Genomic DNA, 14,036 nt, shown 5'->3' with positions numbered 1-14,036 from the left:
AGCCCTGCATGTCCCTCGACACGAACAACGTCCGCCAAGGCGGCTGCGGCTCGGGCCAATGCGCTTGCAACAGCGCCGCCCAGGCGCGCGTGCGCGATCCGTTCGACGATACCGACTACGGCACGCCCCTGCGGCACGCCGATACCGACGTCACGCTCGAAATCGACGGCCAGCCGGTGACGGTGCCGGCCGGCACGTCGGTGATGCGCGCCGCGATCGAGGCCGGCGTCAACGTGCCGAAGCTGTGCGCGACCGACTCGCTCGAACCGTTCGGTTCGTGCCGTCTGTGCCTCGTGGAAATCGAGGGCCGGCGCGGCTATCCGGCGTCGTGCACGACACCCGTAGAAACCGGGATGAAGGTGCGCACGCAATCGGACCGGCTGCAGTCGCTGCGCCGCAACGTGATGGAGTTGTACATCTCCGACCACCCGCTCGACTGCCTGACCTGCCCGGCCAACGGCGACTGCGAGCTGCAGGACATGGCGGGGGTCGTCGGACTGCGCGAGGTCCGCTACGGCTTCGACGGTGCGAATCACCTGCGCGACCGGAAGGACGAATCGAACCCGTACTTCACGTACGATCCGTCGAAGTGCATCGTCTGCAACCGCTGCGTGCGCGCATGCGAGGAAACGCAGGGAACGTTCGCGCTGACGATCGCTGCGCGCGGTTTCGAATCGCGCGTCGCCGCGAGCGAAAGCGAATCGTTCATGGCATCCGAATGCGTGTCGTGCGGCGCCTGCGTCGCCGCATGCCCGACCGCCACGTTGCAGGAAAAGACGGTCGTCCAGCTCGGCCAGGCCGAACATTCGGTCGTCACGACCTGCGCGTACTGCGGCGTCGGCTGTTCGTTCAAGGCCGAAATGAAGGGCACGCAGGTCGTGCGGATGACGCCGCACAAGAACGGCCTCGCGAACGAAGGCCACGCGTGCGTGAAGGGGCGCTTCGCGTGGGGCTATGCGACGCACAAGGACCGCATCACGAAGCCGATGATTCGCGAGAAGATCACCGATCCGTGGCGCGAAGTGAGCTGGGAAGAGGCGCTCACCTATGCGGCGACGCAGTTCCGCAAGCTGCAGCAGAAGTACGGCCGCGATTCGATCGGCGGCATCACGTCGTCGCGCTGCACGAACGAGGAAACCTACCTCGTGCAAAAGCTCGTACGCGCCGCGTTCGGCAACAACAACGTCGACACCTGCGCACGCGTGTGCCATTCGCCGACCGGCTACGGACTGAAGACGACACTCGGCGAATCGGCCGGCACGCAGACCTTCGCGTCGGTCAGCCAGGCCGACGTGATCATCGTGATGGGCGCGAACCCGACCGACGGGCACCCGGTGTTCGGCTCGCGCCTGAAGCGGCGCATCCGGGAAGGCGCGAAGCTGATCGTGATCGATCCGCGCCGCATCGACGTCGTCGACGGCCCGCACGTGAAGGCCACCCATCACCTGCAATTGCGTCCCGGCACCAACGTCGCGATGGTCAATGCGCTCGCGCACGTGATCGTCACCGAAGGGCTCGTCGCCGACGCGTTCGTCGCCGAGCGCTGCGAAACGCGCGCGTTCGAGCAATGGCGCGAATTCGTGTCGCGCGCAGAGAACTCGCCGGAGGCGACCGCCGACGTGACGGGCGTGCCGGCCGAACAGGTGCGGGAAGCGGCGCGCCTCTACGCGACGGGCGGCAACGCCGCGATCTACTACGGCCTCGGCGTGACGGAACACGCACAGGGCTCGACGACGGTGATGGGCATCGCGAACCTCGCGATGGCGACCGGCAACATCGGCCGCGAAGGCGTCGGCGTCAATCCGCTGCGCGGCCAGAACAACGTGCAGGGCTCGTGCGACATGGGCTCATTCCCGCACGAGCTGCCCGGCTACCGGCACATCGGCGACGCAACCGTACGCGCGCAGTTCGAACAAGCATGGTCGGCGACGTTGCAGCCGGAACCTGGCCTGCGCATCCCGAACATGTTCGACGCGGCACTCGATGGCAGCTTCAAAGGGCTCTACTGCCAGGGCGAGGACATCGTCCAGTCGGATCCGAACACGCAGCACGTGGCCGCCGCGCTGTCGGCGATGGAATGCATCGTCGTGCAGGACATCTTCCTGAACGAGACGGCCAAATACGCACACGTGCTGCTGCCGGGCTCGACGTTCCTCGAGAAGGACGGCACGTTCACGAACGCTGAGCGCCGGATCTCCCGCGTGCGAAAGGTAATGCCACCGGTCGCGGGCTACGCGGACTGGGAAGTGACGCTGCTGCTGTCGCAGGCGCTCGGCTACGACATGCACTACTCGCATCCGTCCGAAATCATGGACGAGATCGCGCGGCTCACGCCGACCTTTGCGGGCGTATCGTACGAGAAGCTGGACGCGCTCGGCAGCATCCAGTGGCCGTGCAACGCGCAGGCGCCGGACGGCACGCCGACGATGCACATCGACGCGTTCGTGCGCGGCAAAGGCCGGTTCGTGATCACGCAATTCATCCCGACGCCCGAGAAGGTCACGCAGCGCTATCCGCTGATCCTGACCACGGGCCGCATCCTGTCGCAATACAACGTCGGCGCGCAGACACGCCGGACCGAAAACGTGCAGTGGCACGAAGAGGACCGCCTCGAGATCCATCCGCACGACGCCGAGGATCGCGGGATCCGCACCGGCGACTGGGTTGGCATCGAATCGCGGGCCGGCCAGACGGTGTTGCGCGCGCTCGTGTCCGACCGCATGCAGCCCGGTGTCGTGTACACGACGTTCCATTTCCCGGAATCGGGCGCGAACGTGATCACGACGGACAGTTCCGACTGGGCGACCAATTGCCCCGAATACAAGGTCACGGCCGTGCAGGTGCTGCCGGTTGCGCAGCCGTCCGACTGGCAACGTGCGTATGCGCGCTTCAACTCGGAGCAACTCGACCTGCTCGAGCGTCGCGCCGCCGCGCCGGCCGCCGTGACCACGGGCAAGTGAGGAAGCAATGGACCACGGACACCTGATCGACATGGCGAACCAGATCGGCGCTTTCTTCGAATCGATGCCCGATCGCGACGAAGCGCTGACCGGGATCGCCGAGCATATCCGCCGCTTCTGGGAGCCGCGGATGCGCCGCGCGCTTCTCGCCGCGCTCGACGATCCGTCGAGCGAAGCCGGACAACGCGCGACGCCGATCTTGCGCGACGCGATCGCCGCGCATCGGGCGTCGCTCGTGCCGGCCGCGGCCCCGGCCTGAAGGCTCGCTACGCGGGCAGCGGCATGCCCGCGAACCAGTTTTCGCAATGGCGCAGCAGCGCGTTCGCGTCTGTGGCGGTGCGGCCGCGCGCCGCGATGTAGCCGTCCGGCCGCAGCAGGTAGAACGATGGTCTCGAGCGGCCATACGCGTGCGCCAAACCTTCCGCGCCGTTGCCTTCGGCATCGCAGACGCGCCATGTCCGCACGGCGCCCGGCATGATCCGCTCCACGCCTTGCACGAGCGCCTGAGCATCCGCGGACATCGGCGGCACGTACACCGGCGGCACGTCAGCGGCGTCGCCGCCATCGGCGCCCGCCGGCTCCTCCAGCAACAGCAGCGTGAAGCTCGCCGGGTCGTGCAGATCGTATAGCCTTGCGGTTCCCGGCGCCGGGCCGAGCGGCCCGTCGACGACGCGTACCAGCGCGTCGGGCGCGCGCTCGCCGGCGCGCGGGCCACCGTCAAGCACGCGCTCGAGCGTGAGCGGGCTTTTCCGGTACTGCACGCCGAGCTCGCTGAACGTGCGCCGCACCGCGTCGCGCACCGGGCCGAGCGACGACAGCAGCGGCACCACGTGATCGCGCAGCAGCTTGACCGCGCCGTGGTCCGCTTCGACGAGCTGCGTGACGACACTCGTCTGCCGCAACACGTCGCGCTCGATCGGGTGGCGCTCGGCATGATACGTGTCGAGCAGCCGCTCGGACGTTCCCGCACCGAGCACGCGCGCGAGCTTCCAGCCGAGATTGAGCGCCTCCTGGATTCCCGTGTTCATGCCCTGCGCGCCGGCCGGACTGTGGATATGCGCGGCGTCGCCGGCGAAAAACACGCGCCCGTAGCGCAGCCGGTCGACCATCCGGCTGTTCAGATGGAAATACGACGACCACGCGAGATCGCTCGGCGCAATCGATGCGCCCATGCGGGCGCGCACCAGCGCGTCGCATTCGTCGAGCGATGGCGGCGGTGCATCGGGTGCCGGTGCGCCGCCGGGCGGCCGGTCAGCAACGAGCCGGTAGCGTCCGCTCCCCATCGGGAACAGCCCGGCGATGCCGTCGGGTGTCGTAAACAGATGGATTTCCTCGTCGGGCCAGGGCGGCAAGGCCTCGAAATCGGCAAGCAGAAACGTTTGTTCCAACGCGCGGCCCGCGAAGCCCACGCCGAGCAGATGCCGCACCGTACTGTGTGCGCCGTCGGCCGCGACCAGGTACGACGGCGCGCAGCGTTCGTCGCGGCCGTCGGCACCGCGCAGCGTCACGTCGAGCGACGGGCCGCCGGCGTCGCACGCGACCAGCGTGACACCGCGCTCGATCGTCACGCCGAGGCCGGCCAGATGTTCGGTCAGCAATCGCTCGGTGACGCTCTGATCGAGCAACAGCAGGTAGGGATAACGCGTTTGCAACGGATCGAAATCGAGCCGCGCGATCACGCGGCCGTCGGAATGCAGCGCGGCCTCGTGCACGCGATGGCCGAGTTCGAGAAACGGTTCGACCGCGCGATGCTGTTCGAGCAGTTCGAGCGTGCGCGCCTGGATGCCGATCGCGCGTGAATACGGCGCCGGCGTGGCGAGCCGGTCGACGATGCGCACCGGCACGCGGGCCCGCGCGAGACTCATCGCGGCAGCAAGACCGGTCGGACCGGCGCCGACGATCAGCACGGGCGGGATATCGAGCAATGTGTCAGCCATGAGCACCTCGATGACACGCGATGCCGCCAGTCTACGCCGCTCCGCGTGACGGGGCCATATGCCGGGCGGCCGATCCTCGGCGCGGGTGCGCAATGTGGGAAAATACGCGCTTTCCGTCAGTTTTCGCGTCATGGATTCCGCATTCGACCGAGCGTATGCCGCGCACCGCGCGGGCCGCCTCGCCGAGGCCGAGCACGGCTATCGCGCCGCAATCGCCACCAATCCCGCCGACGCCGACGCGCTGCATCTGTTCGGCGTGCTGCGCCATCAGCAGGGCCAGCATGCCGAGGCGGCAGATCTCGTCGGGCGCGCGGTCGAGTTGCGCCCGGACGATGCCGCGCTTCAGCTCAATCTCGGCAACGCGCTGAAGGCGCTCGGCCGGCTCGACGACGCGATCGACCGCTTTCGCAATGCGCTGTCGCTCGCGCCCGAATTTCCGCTCGCGCACTACAACCTCGGCAACGCGTATGCGGCGCTGCAGCGCCACGAGGATGCGGTAGATGCATTCGCCCGCGCGCTCCGGCTCACGCCCGACGATGCATCGATCCACAACAACCTCGGCAACGCGCTGAACGCGCTCGGCCGCCACGACGACGCACTGGCCGCGTTCCGCCGCGCACTGGAGCTGCGCCCCGGCCATGCGGGCGCGCACAACAATCTGGCGATGGCGCTAAACGCGATGGGCCGCGCGGACGACGCAATCGCGCACTTCCAGGCCGCGATCGACGCGCAGCCGCGCTTCGTCGCCGCGCATTTCAATCTCGGGAACACGCTGGAAGCGCTCGGCCGTCATGCGCAAGCCGCCGCCGCGTTCGAAGCGGCGCTCGCGCTGCACCCGCCGTTTCCGCTCGCGCTGTTCGGGCTCGCGAACGCGCTGTGCGCGCAGGCACGCCACCGCGAAGCACTGCCCTACTACGAACGCGCGGTCGGGCTCGATCCGTCGTTCGCCCTCGCGTGGCTGAACCTCGGCAACGCGCATCATGCGCTTGGCGCGCACGAGATGGCGCTGCGTGCGTTCGACCAGGCGCTCCGCGTCGCGCCGGACCTGAAGCTCGCGCAACTGCACCGCGCCGTCACGCTGCTCACGCTGCGCGACTTCACGCGCGGCCTGCCCGCCTATGAAGCCCGCCACGACACGCCGGGCGCAACGCCGCTCGGCACGCTGCCGCGCTGGCAGGGCGAACCGATTGCGGCGCGCACGCTGCTGATCCGCGCGGAACAAGGCTTCGGCGATACGCTGCAGTTCGTCCGCTTCGTACCGCTCGCTCGCGCACGCTGCGCGCGTGTCGTGCTCGAGGTGCAGCCGGAACTCGTCACGCTTCTCGCACCGGTTGCGGCACGCTGGCGCGTGACGCTCATCGCGCAGGGCGCCGCAAAGCCGCCGGCGGACGTCGCATGCACGCTGATGAGCCTGCCGTTCCTGCTCGGCCTGCAGCCGGACGACATCGTCGCGGACGCGCGCTATCTCGATGCGCCGGACAGTGCCCGCCGGCGCTTTCGCGGGTCGCTCGGCGGTCAGTCGAAACGCAAGTTCGGCCTGGCGTGGTCCGGGCGCCGACAGGCTCAGGAGGACCGCTCGATGCCGTTCGATGCGCTCGCGCCGCTGTTCGCGCTGCCCGACATCGACTGGCTCGTGCTGCAGCCGGCGCTCGACGACGACGAACGCGCGCGCATCGACGCGCACCCGCGCGTGCATCGGCTCGATGGCCGGCTGAACGACTTCGCCGATACGGCCGCGCTCATCGAGCGGCTCGACGGCGTCGTCACGATCGATACGGCCGTCGCGCACCTCGCGGGCGCGCTCGGCAAGCCGCTGTGGATCATGCTGCCGTTCGCAGCGGACTGGCGCTGGTTCACGGGCGACGACTGCCCGTGGTATCCGGCGGCGACGCTCGTGCGCCAGCCCGCACCGGGGCACTGGCTCGACGTGACGGCGAAGGTGGCCGCCGCGCTGCACGACGCCTGAGCGTCGGCAAAAAGGGAGCGCGCCGCGCGCCCCTTGTTTATCCGATGCGATGCAACACGGACGCCATCACGCCGACTTGTACTGGTTGCGCGCGCCGGGGGTCCGGTACAGCACGAGCGTCGCGATCAGCCCGCAGATCGCAGCGACGCTCAGCCAGAGGCCCGGCGCCGCCTTGTTGCCCGTCTGGTGGATCAGCAGCGTCGAGATCGCGGGCGTGAAACCGCCGATCGTCGTCGCGAGGCTGTACGCGAGCGAAAAGCCGGCGGTGCGCACGTCGGCCGGCATCACTTCGGTCAGCGCAACGACCATCGCGCCGTTGTACGACCCGTACAGGAACGACAGCCAAAGCTCGACCGCGAGCAGCCTCACGAACGACGGCTGCGCAACGAGCCATAGCACGGCCGGATAGGCCGACAGCAACGTGAGCACCGTGAACGCGATCAGCACGGGGCGGCGGCCGACTCGGTCCGACAACGCACCGGACAGTGGCAGCCACACGAGGTTGGACAGACCGACGCAAACGGTCACGATCAGCGCGTCGAGCGACGACAGGTGCAGCACTTCCTTGCCGAACGTCGGCGTGTATGCGGTGATCATGTAGAACGACACCGTCGTCATGATCACCATCCCCATCCCGGCGATCACGACACCCCAGTTCGCGAGCATCGAGCGCATGATCTCGCCCATCGTCGGACGGTGGCGCTTCGCGAGGAATTCATCGGTTTCCTTCAGCGAACGACGGATCAGGAACAGGAACGGCACGATCAGACAGCCGATCAGGAACGGAATGCGCCACCCCCACGCGGTCATCTCGTCGGCCGGCAGCATACGGTTGAGCAGCACGCCGACAAATGCGGCAAACACGACCGCGACCTGCTGGCTGCCCGATTGCCACGACGTGTAGAAACCCTTGTTGCCCTTCGTCGCGATCTCGGACAGATAGACCGACACGCCGCCGAGTTCGACGCCCGCCGAAAAGCCCTGCAGCAGCCGGCCGAGCAGCACGAGCACCGGCGCGAGCACGCCGATCGTCGCGTAGCCCGGAATCGCGGCCACCGCAAGCGTGCCGAGCGCCATCAACCCCAGCGTCAGGATCAGCCCCTTGCGACGGCCATGATGATCGATGTACGCGCCGAGCACGATCGCGCCGACCGGGCGCATCAGGAAGCCCGCGCCGAACACCGACAGCGACAGCATCAGCGACGCGAACGCGTTGCCGCTGGGAAAGTACGTTTTCGCGATGGCCGACGCGTAGTACCCGTAGACCATGAAGTCGTACATTTCGAGAAAGTTGCCGCTGACGACGCGGAACACGGTGCGAACTTTTGATTCCTGCGCGACAGCTTGCGTTGCTGTAGACATGTCGTTCTCTCGGCTCGGATGGCGCGAACGCCGCGCCGTGTGGGACCGACGATGCGTGCCGCGCCGCGGCGGCGCACACAGGCATCGCTGTGAGCCGGCGGCGCATCGCGCAACGACGTGCGCGCCGGCAAGATTTGCAAATGATGCCACGCGAAACCGACGATTGCCTTGGAGCGTCCCTGGGCGCGGCCGCCGGTCCGCGCGCCCGGTTTCCGCTCGTACGAATGAGCTCGAACCGGGCGCCAAAATCGGACTAATCCGATCGACCGATCGCGCTCGCGTGACCACAATGTCACGAATCGCAACGCTACTGCGCTGCAGCCGCACGATTGCCCGTGCCGCACCGCGCACCTTCTCATGACTTCATCGCCGCTTGTTCCCGTCGAAGGCGCGCTCGCCCGCCCTCGCGCCGCCCCGCTCGACGGCGTGCCGCCGTTCGGCCGCGAGTGGACGTTCCGCGGCGCGTCCGGTACGCGCGCGCTTGCGACGCTGACGACGTCATGCATCGACGTCGATGCACCGCACCGGTCGTGTCGCTGGCAACCGCAGCCCGTCGCGCCGCCGTCGTTGGCCGGCGCACCGGCGGTCGCGCCCGACATCCGCCGCCGCTCCATCGACGCAGCGGGCCGGGCGCCCGATCGACGCGCGCTGCATGCCGCGTGCTGGAGCATCGGTGCGTTCGTCATCATCGGCTGGCTCGTGGCCGCGCACGAACCGTTCCCGGTCTTCGCGCCAGCGTCCATGCAGGCGGCCGGCGCGACGCCGCGCCACGGCAATGAATCCAAGGGAACGGTGCGTACCGTCGCAGCCCTCGCGGCCAAGCCGGTCGACGCGCCGGCCCAGCAGGTCGCAGCGCATCCCGTCGCGACATCGGCCGGCCCCACTCGGCCTGCACGGGGCGCGACGCCGAAGGCCGCGCCGCAGCGCAGCGAAATGGCATCGCACGCCGCGCCCGTCTCCATCGTGTCGGCGGCGCCGCCACTATCGCGCCAAGGCCCGGCGGGCAAACGCGCAAAACGGGCGCGCGCTTCGGACGCCTCTGCGTCCCGGCTTGCCCCCCGCCCGCCCGTCACGCAGCACGCATCACGAGCGCCGTCGCACGATCATCGCCACCGGCGCTCGCATGCGCTCCCGCCGCAGCCCTCGCTCGACGATCCGCTCACGCTGATCGCGATTGCGCACGCGCTGAATGCCTCCCTTCCCGCGCCACCGGACAAAACGCCCGGCGCCGCCTTCGACTGGACCGCGCAACTGTCTCATCGGCGCCTGACCGACGTCTACCGCGCACTCCCCCGCTAACGCGCGCGCAATAAAAAACCCGGCGAAGCACGCTTCGCCGGGTTTCGTCCGTCCGTCGTTGCGTCGGACGTCCTGTCGTTACTTGTGCTGAGGCAATCCCGTTTCGGCCTGCCGCTCGAGTTGCCGCACCTGGTCCTGCAGTTCACGCAACTGCATCTGTGCTGCCCGCTTCTCGACCTGCAGCGCCTGCGTCTGCTCCTGTGCGGCCTTTTGCCGCTGCGCGACCTCGGCTTGCTGGCTGCGCGCGACGCCGAGATCGGCTTGCAACTGCTGCGCGCGATTCGCCTGCAGCGCGATCACGCGCTCGAGGAACGTCTTCTGCGCCTGCAGTTCGGTGCGGCGGATTTCGACGTCCGCAAGCTGCGCCGTCTGCTGGACGAAGTTCGCGTAGACCATCTCCGCCCGAGTCTTCTCCTGCGACTTGATCACGCGCCATAGATGCTTGTCCTGAAACAGCGCGACGTAGTACGTCATCTCGCGCGGATCGAACATGAGGCTCGCGCCGTAGCTGCCGTTGTAGGTCGTTCGCATCTCGACGATTCGCCCGTCGTGCAGCATCTGCGACAGTTCGGCGACGTTGCCTTGCGCACCGGCATCCGTCGCGCTCGCGGCCGATGTCGGTGCCGCTTCCGGCGACGCATCGCCGCTCAGGCTCGTCACCGCGGGGCGCGTGCCCGCGACAGGCGCGGTCGCATCGGCGGACCACGTTGCGCCTGCGTATGCGCAGGCAGCCATCGCAACGATCCACGTTGCGCATCGAGCAGGGGAAAAGTTTCGGAAGACCAACGTGAGACTCCGGCGAACGAATCGGAACTCGCGATTATCGTTCAAAACGAAACGGCCGCATCTCAAATTAAACGGGATGCGGCCGCCCTGCTTCGATGCGATGCAAATGCAGTCTACAGACGGGTCTCGCGTGCCGCGCGCAGGAATGCATCGAGCAGCGGCGTGCAGTCGAGCAACTCGGCGCCGCCCGCGCGATGAAACTCCGGATGCCACTGCACGCCGACGACGAACGGAGCGCGCCGGTAGCGGATGCCCTCGATGATCCCGTCGCCCGCCGACACGGCCTCGATGTTCAGATCGCGGCCGAGATCGCGGATCGCCTGATGGTGGATCGAGTTGACGATCGCTTCGCTGCGCCCGGGGAACATGCTCGCGAGCGTCGACGAATCGGGGAAGCGGATCGCGTGGCGATGCTGGTCGTAGTGCTCGCTTACGTGAGCATTCGCGGTCGGCACGTCGGTCGCGATGTCCTGGTACAGCGAACCGCCGAACGCGACGTTGATCAGCTGGCAACCGCGGCACACGCCGAGCACCGGCTTGCCGGACTCGACGAATTCGTGAAACAGCTCGAGCTCGTACATGTCGCGCACGCGGTCGCCCGGCCATTCGGGGCGCGCATCCGACGCCGCGTAGGTTTGCGGCGACACGTCGGCGCCGCCTTGGAGCAGCAGGCCGTCGAGATGCTTCGCGTAATCGCGCAGGCGGATGTTGCTCGGATGCAGCATGCCCTGGTGGCCGACCGTCGGGATCATGAACACGAGCACGTCGCGCGACATGACCCAATGCGCGATCGACTCTTCGAGGTACTGCAGCGTCTTGCCGCGCAACCCCTTCGCGCCGGGTTCCGGATGGAAGATCCGCGCCGACACGCCGATGCGCAGTGTGCGCTGCGTGATCCGCTGGCCGGCGCGATCGAACAGCCGGCGCGCACGCGCGGCGACGATCCGGCCGAATACCGACCACGGCGTGTCGCTCTGTTTCAGATAAGCCGGCGGCGCAGTCTGCGCGCTCGCAGGAGGCGGCCGCGGCGTGTCGAAATCGGGCTGCGCGCCGAAACCGGGCGGCGCCGCACCGGGCTTCGGCGTGGCTGCACCGGCTTCGCCGGTGGCGCCCGTCGCGCTCGCGCCCGTCGTGCCGGCGGCGCCGGGCTCGGATGCCGCCGTGACCGGCGATGCGCCATCGTCCGCAACGTCGTGCGCAGCGGCGGCCTGCGCGACAGCCGATGCGGGCGTTTTCGCCGGATCGGAACGGGGGAAATCGGAAGAAGGGGAAGAGGAACCGGTCAGACCGGCCGGGGAAGGCGTGGTTTCGCTCATGACGATGGTCTGGTGCGTCGCTCGCGCGTATTGGATTGACGAGGAATCATTATGCGTCAGTGCACGATCGCGCGGTAAACCAGCAACATCCTGTCGATAATTGTTGCAAGTCGTCGCATGCGACGCCGTCGCCGCTGTCCCGCCGACCCTCGCACCTCGCGCCCGTGCGCTGGACACCCGTGATATATCACAATAATATTCACGTATCGTCCAAATCGAACGCCGCTCGATGACCGCCTCCAGCCCGCCTGCCGCGCCCCAGCCCGCATGAACGCACTGACCGACGCACTGCCCGACCAGCCTGCCGCATCGGCGCGCAGCCTCGCGGAGCGCGCCTATGCGCTGATCCAGCGCGACATCATTACGATGCGCCTGAAGCCGGGCGCCGCCCTTAACGAGGCCGAGCTGGTCGCGCGTACCGGCATCGGCCGCACGCCGGTCCACCAGGCCGTGCACCGACTGGTGCTCGAAGGACTGCTGTCCGTGATGCCGCGCAAGGGACTCATGGTGCAGCCGCTGTCGCTCGACGACATCGTCGCGGTGATCGACGTGCGGCGCATCAACGAAGCCCATTGCGTCGAACTGGCCGCGCGCCATGCGACGCCCGACGATCTCGCGCGCCTCGCCGCGCTGCTCGACGCAGGGCAGGCGTGCGTCGGCACGCACGACGTCGAAGGGATGATGGAGCTCGACCGCGCATTTCATCAGGCGATCGCCGCAGCCGCGCGCAATCCGGTGCTCGCGGAAATCCTGCGCGGACTGCATGAGCGCTCGCTGCGGTTCTGGTTCGTCACGCTGTCCGAGCCGCACCACCTGTCCGACGTCCAGCATGAACACCGGGAATTGTTCGAACGGCTATCCGCACGCGACGCCGCCGGCGCGCGCGCAGCCGTCGAACGCCATATCGATTCGTTTCGCGCCACCCTCGTCCACCGTCTTCGTCCCTGAGCAGCCCATGACCACCACCTTCACGCCCTTCCCCCCGCTCGCCCAACTGGCCGCCGATCTCGCCGCCGGGCGGACCACGAGCCGTGCGCTCGTCGACGTCGCGCTCGACCGGATCGCCGATCCGTCGGGCCAGGGTGCGATCGTCTTCACCGAAGTCGACGCCGACAACGCGCGCGCGGCCGCCGACGCGCACGATCGCCTGCGTGCCGCGGGCACCGTGCTGTCGCCGCTCGCGGGCATCCCCGTGTCGGTGAAGGACCTGTTCGACGTCGCGGGCCAAGTGACGCGCGCCGGTTCACGCGTGCTCGACGGCGCGCCGCCCGCGCACGCCGACGCGGTCGCCGTCGCGCGCCTCAAGCGGGCGGGCGCGGTGCTGGTGGGCCGCACCAACATGAGCGAGTTCGCGTTCTCGGGGCTTGGCCTGAATCCGCACTTCGGCACGCCGCGTTCGCCGTACCGCCGCGACGTGCCGGGCGATGCGCGGATTGCCGGCGGCTCGTCGTCCGGCGCGGCCGCGTCCGTCGCCGACGGGATGGCGGCCGTCGCGCTCGGCACCGACACCGGCGGCTCGATCCGGATTCCGGCCGCGCTGTGCGGACTCACCGGCTTCAAGCCGACCGCGAGCCGGATCCCGACGCAAGGCGGCGTGCCGCTGTCGACGACGCTCGACTCGTTCGGCCCGATCGGCTTGACGGTCGCGTGCTGCGCGCTCGTCGACCGGATGCTCGCGGGCCTCGAGCCGCACGTGCCGGCCGCGCGGCCGCTCGAGGGCGTGCGCCTCGGCGTGCTGACCAACTACGTGACCGACGGCGTCGACGCGGATGTCGCCGCCGCGCTCGACGCATCGCTGAAGCATCTGGAAGCGGCCGGTGCGATCGTCACCGAAGTGCGCTTTTCGGCCCTCGACCGGTTGCCCGAGATCAACCGCTTCGGCTTCTCGCCGATCGAGGCGTATGCGTGGCATCGCCCGCTGCTCGCGCAGCACCGCGATCGATACGATCCGCGCGTGCTGTCGCGCATCCTGAAGGGCGAGCCGGCAAGCGCGGCCGACTATCTGGACTTGCTCGCCGCCCGCCGCGCGATGCTGGAAGAAGCGGCGCACACGGTATGGGCGCGCTTCGACGCACTCGTCGCACCGACGGTGCCGGTCGTGCCGCCGCGCATCGCCGAACTCGAAGCGGACGACGCCACGTTCACGCGCACCAATGCGCTGATCCTGCGCAATCCGAGCGCATTCAACTTCCTCGACGCGTGCGCGCTGTCGCTGCCGTGCCATCCGCGCGACGCGGCACCCGTCGGCCTGATGCTCGCGGCCGCGCCGCATCGCGACGACGCGCTGCTCGCGATCGGCCAGGCGGTCGAAGCGGTGCTGAACACGATCCGGTAATCGCACCGCAATGACGGCGCCGCCGCACGGCCGCTAGCGGGTGCGGCGGGTTGCCGCACCGGCGCTGTCAGTTTC

At 68.7% G+C, this 14,036-nt stretch carries 10 protein-coding genes; 6 read left to right on the top strand and 4 right to left on the bottom strand.

Features of this window, described 5'->3' with window-relative positions:
• Positions 1-8 precede the first annotated feature (8 nt).
• Together fdhF and WK25_RS04865 are read left to right on the top strand one after the other, a co-directional pair.
• On the top strand, positions 9-2,960 hold the full coding sequence (fdhF, locus tag WK25_RS04870) for a formate dehydrogenase subunit alpha (RefSeq protein WP_069241105.1): 2,952 nt from the start codon (positions 9-11) through the stop codon (positions 2,958-2,960).
• 7 nt (positions 2,961-2,967) lie between these two features.
• Positions 2,968-3,219 (top strand): formate dehydrogenase subunit delta, encoded by a 252-nt coding sequence (locus WK25_RS04865; protein WP_059543838.1) that lies wholly within the window; start codon positions 2,968-2,970, stop codon positions 3,217-3,219.
• A gap of 7 nt (positions 3,220-3,226) precedes the next feature.
• Here the strand turns inward: WK25_RS04865 and WK25_RS04860 are convergent, their stop codons facing one another.
• Positions 3,227-4,897, bottom strand: coding sequence for an FAD-dependent monooxygenase (locus WK25_RS04860; RefSeq protein WP_069241104.1), 1,671 nt, complete (start codon positions 4,895-4,897; stop codon positions 3,227-3,229).
• A 130-nt stretch (positions 4,898-5,027) separates the two neighbouring features.
• On the opposite strand from WK25_RS04860, the gene WK25_RS04855 reads away from it, so the two are divergent.
• Positions 5,028-6,863, top strand: coding sequence for a tetratricopeptide repeat protein (locus tag WK25_RS04855; protein ID WP_413464093.1), 1,836 nt, complete (start codon positions 5,028-5,030; stop codon positions 6,861-6,863).
• A 66-nt stretch (positions 6,864-6,929) separates the two neighbouring features.
• On the opposite strand, the gene WK25_RS04850 is transcribed toward WK25_RS04855, so the two are convergent.
• Positions 6,930-8,225: an MFS transporter gene (locus tag WK25_RS04850; protein WP_059543843.1), complete on the bottom strand. Its 1,296-nt coding sequence runs from the start codon at positions 8,223-8,225 to the stop codon at positions 6,930-6,932.
• Positions 8,226-8,651: 426 nt separating this feature from the next.
• Here WK25_RS04850 and WK25_RS04845 point away from each other — a divergent pair, with 426 nt between their 5' ends.
• Positions 8,652-9,524 (top strand): hypothetical protein, encoded by an 873-nt coding sequence (locus WK25_RS04845; protein ID WP_226208918.1) that lies wholly within the window; start codon positions 8,652-8,654, stop codon positions 9,522-9,524.
• A gap of 78 nt (positions 9,525-9,602) precedes the next feature.
• Here WK25_RS04845 and WK25_RS04840 read toward each other — a convergent pair whose 3' ends face one another.
• Positions 9,603-10,259 (bottom strand): DUF2968 domain-containing protein, encoded by a 657-nt coding sequence (locus tag WK25_RS04840; RefSeq protein WP_052111032.1) that lies wholly within the window; start codon positions 10,257-10,259, stop codon positions 9,603-9,605.
• A gap of 164 nt (positions 10,260-10,423) precedes the next feature.
• Entirely contained in the window at positions 10,424-11,626 is a 1,203-nt protein-coding gene (locus tag WK25_RS04835; RefSeq protein ID WP_040143675.1) for a gamma-glutamyl-gamma-aminobutyrate hydrolase family protein, read from the bottom strand.
• Between the two features lie 267 nt (positions 11,627-11,893).
• Here WK25_RS04835 and WK25_RS04830 point away from each other — a divergent pair, with 267 nt between their 5' ends.
• Positions 11,894-12,574, top strand: coding sequence for a GntR family transcriptional regulator (locus WK25_RS04830; RefSeq protein WP_069241101.1), 681 nt, complete (start codon positions 11,894-11,896; stop codon positions 12,572-12,574).
• Positions 12,575-12,581: 7 nt separating this feature from the next.
• Positions 12,582-13,961, top strand: a complete 1,380-nt coding sequence (locus WK25_RS04825; protein WP_059543850.1) for an amidase — start codon at positions 12,582-12,584, stop codon at positions 13,959-13,961.
• The last annotated feature ends 75 nt before the right edge of the window (positions 13,962-14,036 follow it).

This window comes from Burkholderia latens, assembly GCF_001718795.1.
In the GTDB taxonomy this organism is placed as follows: domain Bacteria; phylum Pseudomonadota; class Gammaproteobacteria; order Burkholderiales; family Burkholderiaceae; genus Burkholderia; species Burkholderia latens_A.
The sequence above is the reverse complement of the archived record's forward strand: the minus strand, read 5'-3'. Positions and strand labels throughout refer to the sequence as shown.